This is a genomic window from Xenorhabdus aichiensis, assembly GCF_028598775.1.
Lineage (GTDB): Bacteria > Pseudomonadota > Gammaproteobacteria > Enterobacterales > Enterobacteriaceae > Xenorhabdus > Xenorhabdus bovienii.
In genome coordinates this window covers 1-21,150 of record NZ_JAQRFO010000055.1, presented here as the reverse complement: position 1 = coordinate 21,150, position 21,150 = coordinate 1, and the positions used below count along the sequence as shown (strand labels likewise).

Sequence of the window (21,150 nt, the reverse complement as noted above, 5' to 3'; positions counted from 1 at the left end):
AGGAGGGATTAACCCAAAATGAGCTGGCGGCAGGGAGGAACCCGCTGGTTCACAAGAGAGGACAACAATGCACTGGTATTTAAATGTATTAAAGAACTATACCTGCTTCAGGGGGCGAGCTCAGCGTAAGGAGTTCTGGTATTTCGTTCTGTTTCAGATCCTGGCTGTTCTCATCATTTCTTTCCTGGAAAGGTTGTTTGCTGTTGCTAATCCCGAAATTTATATGGGGTGGTTCAGCGCTATCTATTTGCTGCTCACATTTTTGCCGGCGCTGGCGGTAAATGCCCGTCGCCTGCACGATATCAACGGTAGTGCCTGGTGGCTACTGTTACATCTTATCCCGTTTGTCGGCACTGTTATCTTACTGATCCTCGCCGCTCTGAAAGGGCAGGCAGGCAGCAATAAATACAGTTCAGAGAACCGGGTTTACTCACAGGGAAATACCCCGGGCCAGGCTAACGGGTAATTTCCGGTCATAAAGGAGTGCTGAAATGGCAATGAACAGAAGAGATTTTATCTCTACTGCCGCGATCCTCGCAGGGGCAGGAGCACTTTCATCTCTACTTCCCACCACCTCTCTGCTCGCCCGGACCTTAACTGCGGCCGATGCTTCGGCTGTCAATATTGACCAACTCCGGCCGATGCTGTTGCAGGATGCACAGTACAGAACCAGCCGGTTGGGGTTGGATCCGCGCATTTGGAACTGGCATAGAGACGTGGCTGCCAAAGCCATGCCAGCCAACTACTATGAGGCCTCCCTGACTGATTGGCCGGCTTTTGGAAGTTTTCCCAGAGACCAGAATTGTGAGGTTGTGGTCGTCGGCGGCGGGTTGCTGGGGGCTTCCACTGCGCTGCATCTTGCAGAAGCGGGCGTGGATGTAATTCTGGTTGAAAAGGATAACATTGGCTCGGGAGCCTCTGGCCGTAATGGAGGGCAGATGACTCCCGGAATTGCTCGCTGGGAAGCTGAAACTATTCTGGAAAAATTTTCACCCGATGAGGCCAAACGTTTATGGCGTTTTGTATCGGTTGAAGCGATGAATCTTGTGGATGAACTCCGCGAGCGTTACGGTTTTGAATGTGATCGCAAATATGGTCATATTACAGCAGCGATACACCCGGGTCATATGGGGCCATTGGTGGCTAATGCCGATGCCCGGCGCCAGTTGGGTGATACGGCGGTGAAGGTTATTGGGCCACACGAATTGCAGGAAGAGTATGTGCGTTCGAGTATCTATCATGGTGCCAATATCGACAGCATCGGTGGACAGGTTCAGCCTCTGGCGCTGTTGCGAGGCCTAATTTATGGCTTTGCCAGACTGGGTGGACGAGTCTATGACAGCACGAAAGTGAAGGGCATCAGGCAGGATGCCAGCAGCGCGGTCATAGAAACTGAACGGGGAGTTATCAGGGCGAGTAAAGCCGTGGTACTGGGAGTGCATGGCTCCACCGGGGAATTTATCTCCGGCCCTTCCACTACCGTGCCTTTTTTCACCTATGTGGCAGTAACTCCGCCGTTGCCGGTGGATATCAAAGAACTGATCCCGTCAGGTCTGCCAGTCTACGATACACAGTTACAGATAGACTATTACCGCGAGGTGCGCGACAACCGCCTGCTGTTTGGTGGGCAGGGCACCGGCAACTCCTGGTCATCGCGTGATGTGAACAACTATTTGCTTGAGCGTATCAGAACGGTGTTCCCACATCTGGAAAAACCCGAATTGGAATACTCGTGGGGCGGGATCAGCGATCTGACCCTGAACGGTGCCACCGATGCCCGTAAAAGTGGTGACAGCGTCCCTGTGTATATGGTGCATGGCTGGAGCGGTCATGGAGTGGCGCAGACGGTTCGTATTGGCAAAGCCATCAGCGACGATCTCACCGAACGCAATCACGACTTTACCATGCTTACCCGCATCGAACACTCGAGTATTCCGCTGGGTTCCCATTTCTCTCCGGTGGCTATCCCATTGATTAAAGGCGCTCTAGGAGTGATAAACACAGTGAATCCGGCAGATATGGTTTCGTTCTGAGTGGCGGGTTTCCATTAGCCGAGAACAATAAGTTATTCGTAAATTGAGAGTTTCGATGGCTCTGTGCAGAGACAATAAATGCCAGTTTCACTCGACGAAATCGACTGCGCTGAGCCAGCAGGAAAATAACAAACAGGTGTTGACCATCCGGGAAAGCCCTTATAGTACGATTAGTACTATTTTTCCCGTTTTCTGAGGCAACCCCTAGATACAAAAAAGGCGGAAAAAATCTCACCTCAATGGTAGGGGTTCATGATACTTGTTTTGCTAGTTCGTAATTGAGCATCACAACACCAAGAGGTTGCCAGTACCTAACCAATCCAGACGTTTTTACGATGAAAAATAGTTTCTTTGTGAAAGAATTTATTATCATCCTTAACTGTTATTAGGCAAGCTAATTAACAATCGATCATTCGATATGATAAGAACTCTGTTTGAAAGAAAGTCATCGCCTAACAGGCCATCAAAATCTATCCGTTCATCTGGAATCTGAAAGATAAACGCAGAGAGCTTAACGCCGTCAGGCGTCACAATGGCTTTCTTCGGGCAGTGCTGCGATAACTTAGCACACCCCTCCTTTGAGCGAGTGAAAAGCATTGTATGGCTTGCGCCAGTATCAATAACCATACGACGTATCTTCTCATTACCAGATGACACACTGATTTCTATCCCGTTCCTTGTACGGGTAAACGGGATAGATTGCCAGCGGTAGCCATCAGGAAGCGCTTTAAGATGGTCGGTTATCGTCAGCACCTTTGAAGCGTAGTTGATAATAAGCGTTTTGTTTTTGGCGACACCCAGCCCTAACACTCCATCTATGATAAGTTGTCCGTTGTCGTCTAACATGCCGTTACCCCACGTTTTGAAAATCTCAACGTTAACATCTGAAAGGCGCTCACCATTAACAGTAATATTGGCTGCTCTTGCCGTTACAGCAGACTTCTCAACTCCAAAAACATCAATGGAATTTTGCACGGTTGTTGTGCGATGGTTTAGCTCTGGAAAAATCGAATCAAAGACGGTTCGAGGGAGATAAAAGGCACCGGATGCCCCAGTATCAATTGAAAGCTTATTAACTTCTTTACCATTGATATTGAGCGAAACAGAAGGAGTTATATGCTCAAGGTAAACAATCGGCGCAGTAATATCTGCCTTTACTGCTTCAACTGGAATCACTGTAAGACACAGCGTCACGCATACATTCAGGACTCTATTCATATTCAGCGATCCGTTAAGGTCAGTGGATAATATTTAGTGCTAACTCGTTTCCCATATTAAAACATAGCGATGAAAGGCTTAGACTACAATGCTGTTTATTTTGAAATTACTTATAATTGATTGATTTTAGATATAATCGACATGTAAAGCATGTGAGTATGAGCTTAGATCTTTTTTCTTATAGACGGCTTTTAGATCATAGAACCAAGAATTGACGATAAAAACAAAATGACCGCCTTTATCGTAGAGCGTGGGTAAAGAGCCTAAATTCGGACAATGACTACTTCACCACCGGGTGTGAACGATATATCAGAGTCTCGATAGACATCGGCTGATTGAATGAGTTTTGCCATGCTGTCTTCCTTCTGAGTACAAAAAGATACTGGCTGCATACGTAGTACATACAACCAGTATCTTTTTGATTTCCAGAGTTACAAACGTGCAACGGTATATTTTCTACGCTAACTCCCCGTGGTAATAAACTTTATTGTCTCTCCACAACAACCAGCGCCTGCGCACAAGCCCATGCGGAACTCCATGCCCATTGGAAGTTATATCCCCCCAGCCAGCCGGTCACATCGACAACCTCACCAATAAAATACAGTCCCTTCACCTTATGAGACTCCATCGTCTTTGATGACAGCTCATTCGTATCCACGCCACCCATCGTCACTTCCGCTGTACGATATCCCTCAGTACCATTCGGCTGTACCTGCCAGCATTGCAGGGTAGCGATCAGTTCCTTTTTCTGAGCAGGATTGAGCTGCTTTAGGGAAACATCCGGCAATTGCTCAAGAGACTGCAAACACTCCACCAAACGTTTAGGCAGCAATTTAGCCAATGTGTTCTTTAAACTTTGATTAGGATGGGATTCCCGCTCTTTATCCAAAAACGCATCCAGATCCATATCAGGGAGTAAGTTAATACTCACATACTCACCGGGTTGCCAATAACTGGAAATCTGCAAAATAGCGGGGCCAGAAAGTCCGCGATGAGTAAACAGGATATTTTCTCTGAATACCGTGCCGTCCTTCGCGGTAACAATTGAAGGAACCGCAACACCGGAGAGTGTTTGTAGTTGTTCCAATAACGGTTTATGCAGGGTAAAAGGGACCAGTGCTGCATGGGTAGGTAAGATATTGAGGCCGAATTGTTCCGCAATGCGATAACCTAAAGGAGACGCACCCAATCCAGGCATGGACAGGCCACCAGAGGCTACAACAAGTGAGTGTGTGCTTACTTTTTTCCCTGCCGTCGTAATCACAAAATCCTGTTCGTCTTTTTCGACTTGTGTCACTTCGCTACGTAACCGGACAGTCACCTGACCTGTCTCACACTCTTTTAAAAGCAGGTCGATAATCTGTTGAGCAGAGTCATCACAGAAAAGTTGACCTAAGGCTTTCTCGTGATAGGCGATCCCATATCGTTGAACGAGGCCAATAAAATCCCATTGGGTATAGCGAGCAAGTGCTGACTTACAAAAATGTGGATTGGCAGAAAGATACGCGGCAGGTTCAGTGTACATATTGGTGAAATTACAGCGTCCGCCACCGGACATCAAAATTTTGCGACCTGCTTTTTTGCCGTTATCCAGAACCAGAACGTTTAACCCTCCTTGCCCTGCCTGAGCCGCACAAAACAAACCGGCCGCGCCAGCACCAATAATCACTACATCAAATTTTTCCATTCGTTTGTCTCTTTTAGCCGAGTTATTTTGCAGGAAATGTACTTTATCGTGGGGAACTGTCCGCGAACTACGGAGAAAAAGATATATTTGGTTTAACTTTTTATCGTAAAAAGTTATTTTTCGTTAAAAAAATATCAAAATATTAAATTTGAATAACAATTTGATATAATTGATAAAAATAACAGGTTGACTGTCATTTCATTGTCATTAAATCAAAAAAAGGTCATATTTCTCTTTTCCCGCTCGCGTTTGTCACTGATAATGCGCCGCGTTCATGTCCTACTAACTGGCTTAACGTTTATGCTACATCTGTTTACTGGCCTGGATTTTTATACCAGCCTAATGTTAGTACTTGCTCTGTTGTTTGTGCTTTTCTATGAAGCCATCAATGGGTTTCATGATACCGCAAATGCAGTAGCAACTGTTATTTATACCCGCGCGATGCGTTCGCAGTTTGCCGTTGTCATGGCAGGGGTTTTTAACTTTTTGGGTGTTCTCCTTGGTGGGTTAAGTGTCGCTTATGCGATTGTGCATCTATTGCCTACAGATCTTCTGTTAAATGTCAGTTCTACTCACGGCTTGGCGATGGTTTTCTCCATGCTGCTGGCGGCAATTATCTGGAATTTGGGCACATGGTATTTCGGCATTCCGGCATCCAGCTCCCATACGTTGATTGGTTCCATTATCGGCATCGGTCTGACCAATGCGATTGTGACCGATTCTTCGGTAGTTGATGCGCTGAATATCGCCAAGATGATACAGATTTTCATGTCCTTGATCCTGTCTCCTATCGTTGGTTTGGCGATCGCTGGAGCGATGGTATTTTTACTGCGCCGTTACTGGAATGGTACTAAAAAACGTCGTCGTATCCATATGACGCCTGCTGAACGTGAAAAACAGGATGGTAAACGTAAACCCCCATTCTGGACACGGACTGCGCTGATTCTTTCTGCTGTAGGGGTTAGTTTCTCCCACGGTGCAAATGACGGGCAGAAGGGTATCGGCTTGATCATGCTTGTGCTGATAGGTGTCGCGCCTGCCGGCTTCGTGGTCAATATGAACTCAACGAGCTACGACATTACCCGTACCCATGATGCAGTTGCCTCTTTGCAAAAGTATTATGTGCAGCACGGCCCGGCACTTTCCCATGCTATTGAGCAGGCTCCGGCAGCGTCTTCGGTAGAAGATTCGGCGGAGAAGATGCTCCATTGTGACAGCTCACAAGCGCAGGATGTGCTGAATACGGCTGCTGTGATGCTGGGAAGTATTCAGAACTTCAGTGAGTTGACCCCAGACCAACGTAACAATATGCGCCGTATGTTGATGTGCGCTGCTGATACGGCAAGCGCTGTGGCTAAACTGCCTGAAACCAGTCTTGAAGATGCCCGTTTCCTGAATAAATTACGCAAGGATTTGCTGAATACCGTTGAATATGCCCCGATGTGGATCATCATTGCTGTGGCACTCGCTCTGTCCCTGGGCACAATGGTAGGCTGGAAACGTGTTGCTGTTACCATCGGTGAAAAAATTGGCAAAAAAGGCATGACCTATGCTCAAGGTGTTTCTGCTCAGGTCACGGCTGCCGTTTCCATCGGGGTTGCCAGTTATACGGGGATGCCGGTGTCCACGACACAGGTACTCTCTTCTGCGGTGGCAGGTACGATGCTGGTTGATGGTGGTGGTGTTCAAAGCAAGACCATTAAGAGCATCATGCTGGCGTGGGTATTGACATTACCTATTTCAATTGGATTATCAGGCCTTTTGTATTGGATTGCCCTGCAACTGATCTAATGATGTTTTAGAAAAAGGGTTAGCGGCAGTATTCCCGTAAGCTAACCCTTTTTATTCCCTTCTTGTGACTTTCAGGCCCACTTCAAATTGCCATGGTTATCAGGCATAGCACAACGGCTCCACATAACACTCCTGTCAATATAAATTGCTTCCGTAACCGTTCGCAGATAAAGATGACATTGGCGTCGTGATGGGTGAGATAACCTTGTGAATTGATATAGCGCACCAACCGAATATGTTTATTGAATTGACCATGGGTTGTAAAAAAACCATTGCCATCAACAGATTGATATAGCATCGGATCTGATTGGCGCAAGATTGACAGCAACACGCGGAGCGAAGATAAGCAGCGGGTCACGTTAACAATACAGACAAGGCTAACTGCCCAGAAGAATGTAATAATACTGAACATACTTTCCCTCCCTTAATCTTGTTGTAATGTTCAAATGAGATATCCATATTTTCATATAGTTAAGAAAATAAAATGATAAGTTGTGATCAAAACAACACTAAAAAGATATATTGAGCAGTTATAGTATAAACATCAAATCGTGGCGTTTTAGTGTTGCCAATCCATTTAATCAGCATTATGGAAGGAGTTCACTTATGGCTTACAAACATATTCTTGTTGCGGTTGATTTATCTCCAGAAAGTCAGATTTTGGTAGAAAAAGCTGTTTCAATGGCGAAACCGTACAATGCCAAAGTTTCCTTGATCCATGTTGATGTTAACTACTCCGATCTTTATACCGGTCTGATTGATGTGAATCTTGGCGATATGCAGCAGCGTATCGCGGATGAAACCCGCAATGCTCTGAAAGATCTGTCTGCCGGTGCAGGCTATGAGATTCAGGAGACATTGAGTGGTTGCGGTGACTTAGGGCAGGTTCTTGTTGATGCTATCAAGCAATATGATATGGATTTGGTCGTGTGTGGTCATCATCAGGATTTTTGGAGCAAGTTGATGTCGTCAGCCCGTCAGCTCATTAACACCGTTCATGTTGATATGCTGATCGTGCCTTTGCGTGATGAAGAATAATCTACGGTTGAAATTTTATTCTATAAAATCGCCGGCTTATGCAGGCGATTTTTTTGTCTGAAGAAAAGATGGTGAAACTGTTTTGGAAATTGTCAAAACTATTTTTAAGGAAACTTATAAAAATAGTTGTTGAAATTGAAGCGTAAGAAAGTGGTATATTCAGAAAGCAAACCACAATTACCTCACATTTTCGACAAAAAAATAATATGGAAAATGGCTGGGGGACATCACCTCTGAATGACAAAAGGAAGCCCTAAATGAATATTTCACCCTCTTTGGTCTCATTTCTTGATTCGATTCAGTCTCACAACCCACATCAACCGGAATATTTGCAGGCAGTGCGGGAAGTGTTGACATCGCTCTGGCCTTTTCTTCAACAAAATCCGCAATATCGTGAGCAAAGCCTATTGGAACGTCTGATAGAACCGGAAAGAGTTATTCAGTTCCGTGTCTGCTGGGTTGATGATCAGGGTAAAGTACAGGTCAACCGTGCATGGCGGGTACAGTTCAATTCTGCCATTGGGCCATTTAAGGGAGGGATGCGTTTTCACCCTTCTGTTAACCTTTCTATCCTGAAATTCCTTGGTTTTGAACAGACCTTGAAAAATGCGCTGACGACACTGCCTATGGGCGGCGCAAAAGGGGGTTCTGATTTCGATCCCAAAGGTAAAAGCCACGGGGAAGTGATGCGTTTCTGTCAGGCATTGATGACAGAACTTTATCGCCATCTGGGGCCAGATACCGATGTTCCTGCCGGAGATATTGGCGTGGGAGGCCGAGAGGTGGCCTTTATGGCCGGTATGATGAAAAAACTGTCCAACAATACGGCATGTGTTTTCACCGGTAAAGAACTCTCTTTTGGTGGCAGCCTGATCCGTCCTGAAGCCACGGGCTACGGTCTGGTTTATTTCACCCATGAGATGCTCAAACGCCACGGCATGGGGCTGGAAGGGATGCGGGTATCGGTCTCTGGCGCGGGGAATGTTGCCCAATATACCATCGAAAAATGTATGGAACTGGGGGCGAAAGTCGTCACAGTATCGGATTCAGGCGGCACTGTGCTGGATGAAGAAGGCTTCACGCCGGAGAAACTGGCTCATCTCGAAGAGATTAAAAATCAACGCTACGGCCGTGTGGAAGAGTATGCCAAAGAGCGCGGATTAACCTTCCTGAAAGGCCAGGATCCGTGGTCAATACCTGTCGATATCGCATTGCCTTGCGCTACCCAGAATGAATTGGATCTGGATGCGGCGAAGACGCTGATCAAAAACGGCGTGAAAGTCGTCGCGGAAGGGGCGAACATGCCTGCGACCATTTCTGCCACTGACGCTTTCCTTGAAGCAGGCGTCTTGTTTGCACCGGGCAAAGCAGCCAATGCGGGAGGTGTTGCAACGTCCGGTCTTGAAATGGCTCAGAACGCAGCTCGTCTGAGTTGGAAAGCAGAGAAAGTTGATGTGCGCTTACACCACATTATGCTCGATATCCACCATGCCTGCGTAGAATATGGCGGGGAAGGCAAGCAGACCAACTACGTACAGGGCGCGAACATCGCTGGCTTTGTCAAAGTGGCGGATGCGATGCTGTCGCAGGGGATTTTGTAATTCTCATGTAATCAATGACGTTTTGGCGGATAAGCCCCATGTACAAACACGGGGCTTGTTTTTTTAATCGTAGCCGTATCGATTAACAAGGATAGATATCGAAACGATGATTTTTGGTCGTAATTGCTGCGGAAGCCTTAACCCCTGCCAGCGGTTCCGCATAATCAGGCCGTTTTACCACAACCCGCCGTTTTGCCAGCACACGGGCGGGTGCCAGTAAACCGTCTGCGTCTTCATCGGCGCCCACTAATGATTGGAAAACGCGCATCTCTTTTTTGACCAGCGCGCTTTTTTGCCGATGGGGATACATGGGATCAAGATAAACGACATCAGGTGGTGGCGTAATATCCGTCAAGGCCGTAATACTTGAGGTGTGGATCAGCGTCATACGTTCTTTCAGCCAGCTACCAATCTCTTCATTCTGATAGCCGCGCTGTAAGCCGTCATCCAGCAGTGCTGCTACCACCGGATGGCGTTCCAGCATTCTGACATGACAACCGATGGACGCCAGCACAAAGGCATCGCGCCCCAAGCCAGCGGTAGCATCGACAACTGTGGGCAGATAACCTTTCTTGATGCCGACAGCCTTGGCGACGGCCTCACCACGGCCACCCCCAAAACGGCGGCGATGTGCCATCGTGCCGGCAACAAAATCGACATAAATACCGCCCAGCTTTGGCTCATCGAGTTTGCGCAGTTCCAGCCGTTCAGGTGTCAAGACCAGTGCCATGACTGAATCTTCATCGTGAACCAGATTCCAGCGTTCAGCCAATTGAGATAAGGCGCTGTTATCAGCGCCTTGTTCACAGATTAAACAAATTTTCACAGGTTATTATCCACTGATGCCAGAGCTTTTCAGCATTGCATCCAGTTTCGGCTCGCGACCACGGAAGCGGACAAACAGCGTCATTGGGTCTTCTGAACCGCCACGAGTCAGGATATTATCGAGGAAAGACTGCCCGGTTGTGCGATTGAAAATTCCCTCTTCGGCAAAGCGGGAATAAGCGTCCGCAGCCAGAACATCGGCCCACATATAGCTATAATAACCCGCCGCATAGCCACCGTTAAAAATATGGCTGAAGGTGTGGGGGAAGCGTCCCCATTCCGGTGATGGCACAACAGCAACCTGTTTTTTCACTGACTGCAAGATTGGCAGGATTTGTGCACCTTTTGCCGGGTCATATTCAACGTGCAGGCGGAAATCAAACAGACCGAATTCCAACTGGCGTAGAATTGCCATCGCTGCCTGATAATTCTTGGCGGCCAGCATATTATCCAACATCTCTTTCGGCAGAGGTTCTTTCGTTTCATAGTGGCCGGAGATAAACGCCAGTGCTTCTGGCTCCCAGCACCAGTTCTCCATAAACTGGCTTGGCATTTCAACGGCATCCCACGGTACACCGTTGATACCCGCAACATCTAACGTTTCAACCTGGGTCAGCATATGGTGCAGGCCATGACCAAATTCATGGAACAGCGTTGTCACTTCATTGTGAGTGAACAGTGCAGGCTGATCGCCAACTGGCTTATTGAAGTTACAGGTCAGATAAGCGACAGGCGTCTGTAATTCGCCGGAAGTATGACGCATTCTGCCGACATAACTGTTCATCCATGCGCCACCACGCTTATGTTCACGGGCATAGAGATCCAGATAGAAACTACCGAGCAATGTCTGTTTTTCATCATACAGTTCAAAGAAACGAACATCAGGATGCCATGTTTCTACATCGCGGCGCTCTTTAGCGGTAATCGCATAAATGCGGCGTATAACTTCAAACAGACCTTCAATGGCACGCTGTTCAGGGAAATAAGGGCGAAGTTGCTCATCGCTGATAGAGAAATCATGTTGTTTCTGTTTTTCACTGTAATAGGCCAGATCCCACGCTTCCAGTTCATCGACCCAATAGTGTGATTCGGCAAAATCGGTGAGTTCTTCCAGTTCTCTTTCGCCTTGACCGTGGGCGCGGTTGGCCAGATCGTTCAGGAAATCGAGTACTTGCTTAGGTGTTTTAGCCATTTTGGTGGCTAGAGAGTTTTCAGCATAGTTTTTGAAACCCAGCAATAGTGCGAGCTCATGGCGCAGTGCGAGAATTTCCGTCATGACGGCACTGTTATCCCACTGACCGGCATTTGGCCCTTGATCAGAAGCGCGGGTCGTATAGGCGTAATACATTTCTTGGCGCAGTTCACTGTCATCGGCATAGGTCATGACCGGCAGATAGCTTGGGCCATTCAGTGTCAGCAACCAGCCCTCTAACCCTTTGGCTTCGGCTGCGGCCTTGGCTGCGGCTTTGGCACTGTCAGGCATACCCTCCAGATCGCATTCATCAGTGATCAGCTTGGTCCATCCCATCGTGGCATCCAGCAAATTATTGCCGAACTGAGAGCCAAGCTCAGATAAACGGGCAGAGATCTCACCGTAGCGTTTCTGTTTTTCCTTCGGCAGACCAATGCCAGACAATTCAAAATCACGCAGCGTATTTTCGATAGCTTTACGCTGTGGCTGAGATAGTGCTTTAAAGGCTTCACTCTCTTTCAGAGCCTTATAAGCTTGATATAACCCTTCGTGCTGCCCCATCCAAGTTTCGAACTCAGAAATCAGGGGCAGGCTTTTTTCATAGGCTTCGCGAAGTTCTGGGCTATTTTTGACCGCATTGAGATGATCGACAGGAGACCACACGCGGGAAAGATTATCTTTCGCTTCGGAAATTGGCTGGCACAGATTATCCCAAGTAAACGTGACATTTCCGGCCAGAACTTTCTCAATCACTTGACGGTAGTTGGCTAACGTCTCTTTCACGGCTGGCACGACATGTTTTGGTTCAATGGCAGCGAATTTAGGCAATACAGAAGGAGTCAGTAACGGGTTAGTCATAGTGAGCGCCTTAGTTGTATGTTTGGGTATATAAACTGCTATATCCCAATGGGTTGTTGACGATAGATGGGGATAAGATACAGCGAGTTCAATGCTGATGCCGCACTTTTATGCTGATAATTGGGGTCTTTTTATATCAGAGATCTGTGAGATGACGAATGAGTTTAGATGTTTCGTGGGACGCGCTATAATCCTTACTCCTCATTGTTTTCTTTATGGAAGATCATCGTCCCCGGTGGGGCGGCTGGGCTTCAAATCCAGATGGGGCCGCCAGCGGCTCCCGGCAGGTTCAACTCCTGTGATCTTCCGCCACTTTTTGTCTATTACTGTCTTTTACTTCAGCGAAAATGAACATCGGGCAGGTTGACTACGTTCATTGGCTGCTGCACAGTAACTTGAAATCTATTGGATAATTATTTTTTATAAGAAAGCACTGTCCAATTAATGGCGAGTGCCAATGTTGCAGCAGTTGTATCTAATACGTTATCGATATAGACAATGTTGGGATACACCGTTTTTGTAATACGAGGATAAAGATAATCGACTAAAGCATCATTTGCCTGATTTGCTAATTCTTTAATACTGTCACTTACTGTTGTGGCACAGGTTATTGCTTGTATACTACTTTGAGTTAGCGTCCATGATAACAGGAAATAATGAGAGGGAGCATATTTGTGCATCTTCTTGAATTGATCTGAACCCATATTAAATAAATTTTCCGTATTAGAGTAACGGTTATACATATTAAAATCGTTAAGATAGAAAAATCCTTTTCCGTATCTTTCACCCAATGAGACATCAGAATTTTTTATGACGAATAACACAGCTGAACGAGTGCCCTTGTTGGTTAATGTATTTAGTTATATTGTTTTTTTCTTGTGTTGTTTTCTTTATTTTTATATCGTTAGTGTTCTGATAATTACTATAAATAGGGTGATTCTGGGTGTGATAAGATAGTTTTATATATTTATATATTTATTTTCATTGGCCTGATTGGATAAATGGCAGGATGAGTTTATATCTAATAGATTTCAAGTTGCAGCCAACAAAGCTGCAACTTGAAAGGCGAAGAGGATAACTATATCGGTTTCTGGATTGAGTTATAAACTGTATCGAGTTGGTTAATACGCTGGTGATAACTTTGTAGCAGGCATGTTTTATCGCCTTTGCATTTCTGGCGTTGCTTCAGCCAAGTCTGTTGGCTGCCATGCATTTCACCCGATATGCCCATAGCAAATAACCCTCGTAAAAAGTGATATTTGACGCTCATTTCTATATCCAGATCATTAAGCCGATGATCAGTGCAGATTGCTTGCTCATCTGGCATTTTGGCTTTTGCACAATCAAAACTGGCGGCCAGACTAAGGGGAGACAGAATAAGCAGCATAAGTAATGTATATCTCATCTACTGCCCTTTTTTAGGAAGGATCACAGGCCCTGGCCCAGTCTGTAATTGCGGTGGCAATGCTTTTAACAGTTTGAATGACCGCGCTTTGCCTGTTTTAGAGTCCAGTTCGCAGGAGAATCTAATATTTTTCCAGCCAATGCCGTTGCGATACATCCCCGTACCTATGAGCCGGGAATCAATCAACCTTATACTGTTTGGTGATTCATCACCAAGAAACACTTTGTCAGCCTCTTTGTGCTCCCGTTGAATAACAGAGAGCGCTAAAGGCCTGCAAATAAACTCGGCTACTTTTTTGGTATCTGACCAGTCTTCTACCTCTTTGGCCGCTGATTTATCTGTCATTTGTTTATCTATTTGCTGTTGCAGGTATTTTTGTTGGCTTGCAGACAATTGGGACGATGGCGATGGCGATGGCGATGGCGATTGTGCTTGTACGAATGCGGAAAAGAGAAGGCAACCGGCACCAAAATAATTCAAACATTTTAAGTAAGGCATAGCATATTACCTCCCAGTTTGAGATTAGAAAAGTATGGCACAGGTTTTGTAGCCGTGCCATTGCCTGAATTTTTTCCAGAGAATTCTCATGCGTGTAATTAATTAAATATTAACAGAGCCTTTTGGGCAATATTGCAATGAATAATGATGTGAATTTACCTCGTCCTATTCGGACGAGGTTTTATTTTTAGTGGATTAATAATGAATAAATAAAATTATTGATCAGCTATCAAATATATTGATTCATAAGGTTTAATGGACATCTCTTTTTCCATTGAGGAAGGCGATGGATAATTACTTATTAATACCTGCCATTCTTTATCTGTGAGAGAAGATTCTGGAGACCATCGCTGATTTTCATCACTTAAATTCGCGATAACTAACATGACCTGATTCTGCCAGCGACGCAGATAACACCAAAGCGAAGGATGGTCGGGTAACAGATCCAGATAATCACCGTAGGTCAGTACGGGTTGTTGTTTCCGCAACTTAATTAATTCGTGGTAGCAATAGAAGACGGAATCTTTATCCTGCAATGCAGCTTCGGCATTGAGCTCTGGATAATTATCGCAAGGTGCTATCCACGGTGTGCCAGAGGTAAAGCCGGCACTGGCTGAACCGTCCCACTGCATCGGGGTCCGGCCGTTATCGCGGGATTTCTGCGCCAGAATTGCCAGTATCTCCTCTGGTGCCATGTCTTGCTCAATGCGTTCCTGATACATATTCAGGCTTTCAATATCCCGATACTCTTCGATACGCTCAAAGTGGGGATTCGTCATGCCCAACTCTTCGCCTTGATAGATATACGGCGTACCCTGCATACCGTGCAGCACCATTGCCAGCATTTTGGCTGACGTCCTGTGGTGCTGGTGTTCATCCCCAAATCGGGAAACTATGCGAGGCTGATCATGATTGCACCAGAAAAGCGCGTTCCATGCTTTTTGATGCATACCTTGCTGCCAAGTTGAGAAAATCTTTTTCAAGGCAATATAGTCAGGCTTGGCGAGAGTCCATTTTTCACCGTTAGGATAATCGACTTTCAAATGATGAAAATTAAACGTCATGGACAGCGTACTGCTATCCAAAGCGCTGTAACGGAGGCAGTGCTCAAGCGCTGTGGAAGACATCTCACCCACGGTCATCAAGCACTTGGGCTGGAACACATCACGGCTCATTTCTTGCAGAAATTCATGGATACGCGGGCCATCGGTATAGAAACGGCGGCCATCTCCGTGATCGTCACTCGGATAATCCTGCTGTTTTGAGACGAGATTAACCACATCCAACCGCAAGCCATCAACACCACGGTCTGCCCAGAACTCACAGATTTTTTTCAGCTCGGCGCGGACGGGCTCATGTTCCCAGTTCAAATCAGCCTGTTTTACCGCAAACAGATGGAGGTAATATTGCTGGCTTTCAGCATGCCACTGCCACGCATTCCCGCCAAACTTGGATTTCCAGTTATTGGGCAGGGAATCGCTGGAGCCTTCGCGCCAGATATAAAACTGGCGATAAGGGCTATTGATATCCTGTGCAGCCTGAAACCACGGATGTTCGGTTGAAGTGTGGTTAAAGACCATATCCAAAATAATGCGGATGCCACGGCGATGGGCATTCTCCACTAAATTGTCAAAGTCTTCTATTGAGCCATAATCGGGATTAATGGCGCAGTAATCGGCAACATCATAGCCATTATCAACTTGTGGAGACGGATAAAACGGCGTGATCCAGATAGCCTCAACACCGAGGTGCTGTAGATAATCCAGCCGTTGGGTGATCCCATTGATATCACCTGTACCGCTTCCGGTACTGTCCTGAAAACTTTTCGGATAAATCTGGTAGATAACGCTATCTAACCACCAAGGTTGCTGTTCAGTCATAAAAATATCTCTAAGGAATTAATTCGTTAGCTCATTTCTGCGATAGGCCAGTACGGTAAGCAGCATAGGCACGACAATGGCGATGATCATGGCAATAAGGTAGACCATCCAGAACTGCGGTTTGATAGAGAGAATACCCGGGAGCCCGCCAACACCGATGCCATTGGCAATCACATGATTAAGGCCACATACCAGCCCAGCCAGACCTGCTCCAATCATCGCGCAGAACATCGGATAACGGTATTTCAGGTTGATACCATACATGGCAGGTTCGGTAACGCCGAGATAGGCTGAAATGGCTGCTGGAATCGAAACCTCGCGTTCTTTCTGATTTTTACTTGCCCAGATAATGCCGGCAACGGCAGAGCCTTGGGCGATATTGGATAACGCAATGATAGGCCAGATAGGGGTTCCGCCCGTGCTCTGGATCATTTGTAGATCGATTGCCAATGTGGTTTGGTGTACGCCCGTAATGACCAGAGGTGCGTAGAAAAAGCCGAACAAGGCAGCACCGATAGGCGCGAAACTTCCGGTCATCAGGCCCTTGACGACCCAAGCGACCCCATCACCGATTGCGCGCCCCATCGGGCCGATCAGCGTATGGGCAAGGAAGACCGCCAGCAGTAGAGAAACAACGGGGACAATGACCAGATAAAGATAATCCGGCACCCATTTTTTCAGCCGAGTTTCAATCCATCCCAACGTTAAACCTGCCAATAGAGAAGGAATGACTTGTGCCTGATAGCCGACTTTGGAAATGGTAAACCAGCCGAAATCCCAGACTTCCGGTGCTTGCTGCCCAAGCAGGTAAGCATTCATCAACTGTGGTGAAACCAGCGTAATGCCCAAAACAATACCTAATACTGGGGTTCCGCCCATTTTTTTAACGGCAGACCAGCAGATACCGACAGGGAGGTAGAAGAATATGGCTTCACCGATCAACCAGAGAAAATTATGGATGGTTTGCCAGATAGGATATAGCTGGGCGAGTGTTTTGCCTTCACTGAAAGGGATGTCCCCAATGATGTTACGGAAGCCTAATATTAACCCGCCACTGATTAAGGCTGGCAACAGAGGGAAAAAGATCTCAGCAAAATGTGAAATTGCATTTTCATACCATTTCATATTTTGTCGGGCTGCCTGTTTAACCTCTTCTTTATTGACGGATTGTTTCCCCGTATTTTCAAGCAGGGCTTTATAATAAATGTCTACATTCGTTCCAATAACCACCTGAAATTGCCCGGCATTGGTAAAACACCCTTTTACCATGGATAGCTCTTCGATGGCCTTGGCATTGGCATTTTCTGGTGAATAGAGAACGAATCTGAGTCGGGTAATACAATGGCTGACAGAAGCAATATTCTCTTTTCCACCAATCAAAGTAATAAGTTTTTCAAGATCCTTCTGGTTTACTTGATTTTTCTTCATGCCTTTCTCCTTAGTATGGCAGGAGTAATAAGTAACTGAGTTTTGCTATTAACAGAATGATTACTCTCGTGATGAGATAATTCAAAGACTGAAGTAATGGCTGATTTATCCTAGTCAGATTTCAGGTTTTTGAATATGAAAAGATGTTTTGTTTGAGTTTTGGATCACATTTTATTCTATTGGTTTGAAACTAAAAGGCTTTTTATATTTGTTTTATTGATTATTTAATGGGATTTAATTTCTTTGGAAACTAATAGATTTTGGATATGAGTTTTGTTGGTTTATTTTTTATTTTTAATAAATAAAGGGAATGAGATAAAAGGAAAAAATAATTATCTAACCAAAGAGAGGTAATATTGACGTTCTTTGATTAGCTAATTTAGGATAATCACCTTATCGTTAATACTTTATAAGTAAGGGATTTTATTACCGAATAGGGGGCGTTTCCGTATGATTGGGCTTCAGACTCCTAAATTCTGTCTTCTGAGGCAACCCCATTCAGAAACGTGCCTTTGGCACATAACCAAAGGCGCGTTTTTAATAGTTCGTGTTAGTTGTAGCTTACCGTGCAGTCATAGGTCGAAATGTACGGCGGCTGATACAACCCGCCCGTGATATTTCCGACTTTCATTTGCAGGGTAATCCTGCAGTCTGCTGGAATATTCGATCCTGCAGTATTGACAGTGGCCGAGTCGCTGGCTACATCCAGAAATGCTTCCCATGCAGCAGAACTATTCGGGGTGGTGATGAAAAGACGCAGCGTGATTTGATTTTGCCAGCCAGCCCAATTGAGTCGGCTATAGTTACACAGAATGGTGCTCACAATTCCTCCTGAAGGCGTCTGTCCGCTTAAGGGAGCCAGGGTTGCACCAGAAATATACACTCCGCCTTGAGTTGGTTTGGGGCCTAAATTAGAGCGATACCAACTTGGTCCGGCTCGTTGCGCGAGACTGTCCTCGGCTTCAGTTTGCTGTTGTAGTAACTCCAGTAGAGATGAATCTTCTTTGGTTAAGTCTACTTGGGTCAACGAAATAGTTTGTCCTTCTTTCAACAACATATCAGGGGGAAGAATCAGCTTGTTCATTCACATTCTCCTAATTTATATCGAAAAGATGGTTACGGACATTAAAACATCACTCGCAAATGCAATATAATCGATAATGCTGGACTGCTGCTCATTATAAATTAGCAGAGTAGGATTGAACCCTATTAGTAATAAGAGGAACCAATCGTGGGAATGACTCAGCAAATGAGTATTACCCTACCCAACGACATAGCGGACGTGGTGAAGTCCAAGGTACGCACTGGTGAGCACGCGAGCGAAAGCGAAGTGATTCGTGATGGATTGCGGGTACTGATGGCGCGGGATCGTGCATATCATGAAACTCAAGGGAGTGGGGCCGACAACAGCCAGTGCGTTGATTGCCGGTATAGCCACATTTCCTTTCAAGATACTTTTTTTTGTTGTAATAACCACTTATCTAGTTCATTTGCGAACTGCTGGCGATCACGTTGGTTTAACGTAGCAGGCCCTCCCGTATGGATCCCACTCGCCCGCATCGTATCCATAAAATCACGCATAGTCAGGCGTTCACGTATTGTCGCTTCACTATAACGTTCACCGCGCGGATTGAGTGCTATTGCACCTTTTTCGATCACTTCAGCAGCAAGAGGAATATCTGCTGTAATCACTAAATCACCGATTTCTGAGCGACGAACAATTTCATTATCAGCGACATCAAACCCAGCAGGGACTTGTAATGTACGTAAAAAAGCGGATGCAGGTACACTTAATCGTTGATTTGCCACGAATGTAACCTGTACTTTTTCACGTTCTGCTGCACGATATAATACTTCTTTTATAACTTTAGGACATGCATCAGCATCTACCCATATAGGCATAACAGATTCCTCTATATCTAGGATATTTCCACGATCTTTAAAATAATCAAACTATTCATTATGAGTTTCTTTCCTCATTTCAGCCTATTTAATAAGCTAAAAATCATACTCAACTCAATAAGTGAGATTGCGTTCATGAAATATTAGATGGCTTTTCTTGGTGCATGAACCAAGCCTGTACGAAATGCGAGAAAACTGCTACATCGAGGCTACTTAACACAGGTTCATGAAGGTAGTTAAAGTAATAAGATGAACTTTACTTTAAAAAATAATGAAAAACAATTAGATAAAAACGTTTAGTCTTATGAATTGAATTCACGCCCAATATAGGTTAAATACAAGTGACCGTGACGCTCACTCGGTTTCTATGAGTTCAAACTCTTCAAAGACCAGCTCCATGTTTTCGGAATAGGTGCCTTCTCTCTCGAAAAAATTTTGATGCTCTTTCCTCCAGTACGAAAGACTCAGATCGCCTTCACCCTCTTTTCTTGCCAGCTCATCAGCTAATTCAGGTGAATCACCAAATGACCAACTAGAAGCTGATGGATATTTTTGATGTAGCTGCTTTAGGGGGAGCATAAATTTCCTGTATGTAAGTTAACCGAAGGAGTTAATTTACCAGAAGTAGTATCACAAGATAAGTTCGTTGTTCGCCGACTTTTTCTTATTTTTTGGTATTGTTTTTTAAATGTTTATTCATTTTATTTCTTTGCGCTATTAGGGATATTTATTAGTTGGCTAATCAGATTTTTAAACAACAATATCTGATTAGCCAACAAAGGGAATTATCTTGCGATCACGGCCTTACCGTTAATAATCGATAAATAAGAGCTGTAGGTAAAGATTTTTCCAATAATCATATTTATATCCTCAACCAATATTTACGCTACCACCGCCAATAACGACACCACCGCAGTCAACGGCATCACCGGTTCTGGCGGCCGGCTTTCCTTCTATAAAAACTGAACCGGAGCCACCCGCTATTGCCCGTGAATGGGACGAGTGTGGAGCCAGTGTATCTCCCTGTCGTGCCAGATAAACACCATCGATTTTGACACTGCTGGCACCGGTAATGACGGGTGTTGCTGGGCAATCGCCATGCTCTGTGCCGATATCACCTATTTTGACTGCATTTCCCATGTTGCTTTTCTCCGTTTCTGTTGAAGGGGAAGCACATCTATCATATCTGCTTCCCCCGTATCTTATTAGCGTGTCACAATGAATTTCTCACCGTCAAAACGGAATTTTGGAGATATGAATCGAGTTGTATTTTTTTCTTTATTTAAATATCTGATCGGTGTAGGGTTCATATACACAACCCTTCCATCTAATGTAATCTCTATTTCAGTTTCGTTAAAATTCAATGGTAACAATTCTAATTTTTCATCATTTATAGTATTTTTTAATCCCAAAGAGGAAAAGTATGATTCTACAGTACCTCCATTAGCTCTAACTGATTCCTCTAACATTTCCGTATGAAGTTTTTTTAGAGTAGATAGATCCTTTGAATTAAGTAAAGCCCAAAATTCTCTATAGGCAGACTCAAGTAATATTTGATATTTTTGAGGTAAGGAAGCTATCGTTTTTTTCTCTTTTGAGAATGGAGCTGAATTTACCCAGTTCCATACAGGATAATCATTTATTATGTTAAAATGTTGAGTGTATTTATAATAATATCTTTCATTATCATGATGGATCTGCCCTCTGCCTAATATTTTCCCCCATATTTCATTTTCTGTTTTTATTTCAAGGGAGGTAGGGGATTTGTTATGATTTATATTATCATTAGGTGAG

19 protein-coding genes, 1 tRNA gene and 2 pseudogenes are annotated in these 21,150 nt (G+C 45.1%); 7 read left to right on the top strand and 15 right to left on the bottom strand.

Annotation, left to right across the window (positions count from 1 at the left end; all coding sequences use genetic code 11):
- Positions 1-67 precede the first annotated feature (67 nt).
- Together PSI22_RS18190 and PSI22_RS18185 are read left to right on the top strand one after the other, a co-directional pair.
- A complete protein-coding gene (locus PSI22_RS18190) occupies positions 68-466 on the top strand; it encodes a DUF805 domain-containing protein (RefSeq protein ID WP_273580968.1) in 399 nt (132 codons plus the stop codon).
- 25 nt (positions 467-491) lie between these two features.
- Positions 492-2,033, top strand: coding sequence for an NAD(P)/FAD-dependent oxidoreductase (locus PSI22_RS18185; RefSeq protein WP_273580967.1), 1,542 nt, complete (start codon positions 492-494; stop codon positions 2,031-2,033).
- A gap of 375 nt (positions 2,034-2,408) precedes the next feature.
- Here PSI22_RS18185 and PSI22_RS18180 read toward each other — a convergent pair whose 3' ends face one another.
- Together PSI22_RS18180 and PSI22_RS18175 are read right to left on the bottom strand one after the other, a co-directional pair.
- Positions 2,409-3,251, bottom strand: coding sequence for an aspartyl protease family protein (locus PSI22_RS18180; protein ID WP_273580966.1), 843 nt, complete (start codon positions 3,249-3,251; stop codon positions 2,409-2,411).
- A 484-nt stretch (positions 3,252-3,735) separates the two neighbouring features.
- The gene (locus PSI22_RS18175; protein WP_273580965.1) at positions 3,736-4,938 is read right to left on the bottom strand and encodes a BaiN/RdsA family NAD(P)/FAD-dependent oxidoreductase; all 1,203 of its coding nucleotides are present in this window, start codon (positions 4,936-4,938) and stop codon (positions 3,736-3,738) included.
- Between the two features lie 300 nt (positions 4,939-5,238).
- On the opposite strand from PSI22_RS18175, the gene pitA reads away from it, so the two are divergent.
- Complete coding sequence (gene pitA / locus PSI22_RS18170; RefSeq protein ID WP_273580964.1) at positions 5,239-6,729, top strand: inorganic phosphate transporter PitA; 1,491 nt, start codon at positions 5,239-5,241, stop codon at positions 6,727-6,729.
- A gap of 82 nt (positions 6,730-6,811) precedes the next feature.
- Here the strand turns inward: pitA and uspB are convergent, their stop codons facing one another.
- Positions 6,812-7,141 (bottom strand): universal stress protein UspB, encoded by a 330-nt coding sequence (gene uspB / locus PSI22_RS18165; RefSeq protein WP_273580963.1) that lies wholly within the window; start codon positions 7,139-7,141, stop codon positions 6,812-6,814.
- A gap of 194 nt (positions 7,142-7,335) precedes the next feature.
- Between uspB and uspA the strand changes: the two genes are divergently transcribed.
- Together uspA and gdhA are read left to right on the top strand one after the other, a co-directional pair.
- Positions 7,336-7,767 carry a universal stress protein UspA gene (uspA, locus tag PSI22_RS18160; protein WP_273580962.1) on the top strand — a complete coding sequence of 144 codons (432 nt, stop codon included), beginning with the start codon at positions 7,336-7,338 and terminating at the stop codon, positions 7,765-7,767.
- A gap of 257 nt (positions 7,768-8,024) precedes the next feature.
- Positions 8,025-9,368, top strand: a complete 1,344-nt coding sequence (gene gdhA, locus PSI22_RS18155; protein WP_038207348.1) for an NADP-specific glutamate dehydrogenase — start codon at positions 8,025-8,027, stop codon at positions 9,366-9,368.
- 82 nt (positions 9,369-9,450) lie between these two features.
- Here gdhA and rsmJ read toward each other — a convergent pair whose 3' ends face one another.
- A complete protein-coding gene (gene rsmJ / locus PSI22_RS18150) occupies positions 9,451-10,194 on the bottom strand; it encodes a 16S rRNA (guanine(1516)-N(2))-methyltransferase RsmJ (protein ID WP_273580961.1) in 744 nt (247 codons plus the stop codon).
- Between the two features lie 6 nt (positions 10,195-10,200).
- Complete coding sequence (gene prlC / locus PSI22_RS18145) at positions 10,201-12,243, bottom strand: oligopeptidase A (RefSeq protein ID WP_273580960.1); 2,043 nt, start codon at positions 12,241-12,243, stop codon at positions 10,201-10,203.
- Between the two features lie 217 nt (positions 12,244-12,460).
- Here prlC and PSI22_RS18140 point away from each other — a divergent pair.
- Positions 12,461-12,555, top strand: a tRNA-Sec gene (locus PSI22_RS18140).
- 101 nt (positions 12,556-12,656) lie between these two features.
- Here PSI22_RS18140 and PSI22_RS18135 read toward each other — a convergent pair.
- The 6 genes from PSI22_RS18135 to PSI22_RS18110 all read right to left on the bottom strand — a co-directional run bounded on the left by PSI22_RS18135 (position 12,657) and on the right by PSI22_RS18110 (position 18,481).
- Complete coding sequence (locus PSI22_RS18135; RefSeq protein ID WP_273580959.1) at positions 12,657-12,986, bottom strand: PI-PLC domain-containing protein; 330 nt, start codon at positions 12,984-12,986, stop codon at positions 12,657-12,659.
- Between the two features lie 335 nt (positions 12,987-13,321).
- Positions 13,322-13,648: a lysozyme inhibitor LprI family protein gene (locus PSI22_RS18130; RefSeq protein WP_273580958.1), complete on the bottom strand. Its 327-nt coding sequence runs from the start codon at positions 13,646-13,648 to the stop codon at positions 13,322-13,324.
- Positions 13,649-14,146 carry a hypothetical protein gene (locus tag PSI22_RS18125; RefSeq protein WP_273580957.1) on the bottom strand — a complete coding sequence of 166 codons (498 nt, stop codon included), beginning with the start codon at positions 14,144-14,146 and terminating at the stop codon, positions 13,649-13,651.
- A 215-nt stretch (positions 14,147-14,361) separates the two neighbouring features.
- The gene (gene treC, locus PSI22_RS18120; protein ID WP_273580956.1) at positions 14,362-16,026 is read right to left on the bottom strand and encodes an alpha,alpha-phosphotrehalase; all 1,665 of its coding nucleotides are present in this window, start codon (positions 16,024-16,026) and stop codon (positions 14,362-14,364) included.
- 18 nt (positions 16,027-16,044) lie between these two features.
- Positions 16,045-17,454, bottom strand: a complete 1,410-nt coding sequence (treB, locus tag PSI22_RS18115) for a PTS trehalose transporter subunit IIBC (protein WP_273580955.1) — start codon at positions 17,452-17,454, stop codon at positions 16,045-16,047.
- A 550-nt stretch (positions 17,455-18,004) separates the two neighbouring features.
- Positions 18,005-18,481, bottom strand: coding sequence for a hypothetical protein (locus PSI22_RS18110; RefSeq protein ID WP_273580954.1), 477 nt, complete (start codon positions 18,479-18,481; stop codon positions 18,005-18,007).
- 210 nt (positions 18,482-18,691) lie between these two features.
- On the opposite strand from PSI22_RS18110, the pseudogene PSI22_RS18105 reads away from it, so the two are divergent.
- A pseudogene (locus tag PSI22_RS18105) lies at positions 18,692-18,829 on the top strand (ribbon-helix-helix domain-containing protein); the annotation flags it as partial.
- 71 nt (positions 18,830-18,900) lie between these two features.
- On the opposite strand, the gene PSI22_RS18100 reads toward PSI22_RS18105, so the two are convergent.
- The 4 genes and pseudogenes from PSI22_RS18100 to PSI22_RS18085 form a co-directional block, all read right to left on the bottom strand.
- Positions 18,901-19,356 (bottom strand): YaiI/YqxD family protein, encoded by a 456-nt coding sequence (locus tag PSI22_RS18100; RefSeq protein WP_273580953.1) that lies wholly within the window; start codon positions 19,354-19,356, stop codon positions 18,901-18,903.
- A gap of 354 nt (positions 19,357-19,710) precedes the next feature.
- Positions 19,711-19,935, bottom strand: coding sequence for an ASCH domain-containing protein (locus tag PSI22_RS18095; protein ID WP_273580952.1), 225 nt, complete (start codon positions 19,933-19,935; stop codon positions 19,711-19,713).
- 291 nt (positions 19,936-20,226) lie between these two features.
- Positions 20,227-20,496 (bottom strand): type VI secretion system PAAR protein, encoded by a 270-nt coding sequence (locus PSI22_RS18090; RefSeq protein WP_273580951.1) that lies wholly within the window; start codon positions 20,494-20,496, stop codon positions 20,227-20,229.
- A gap of 65 nt (positions 20,497-20,561) precedes the next feature.
- Positions 20,562-21,150: pseudogene (locus PSI22_RS18085) on the bottom strand (hypothetical protein); the annotation flags it as partial.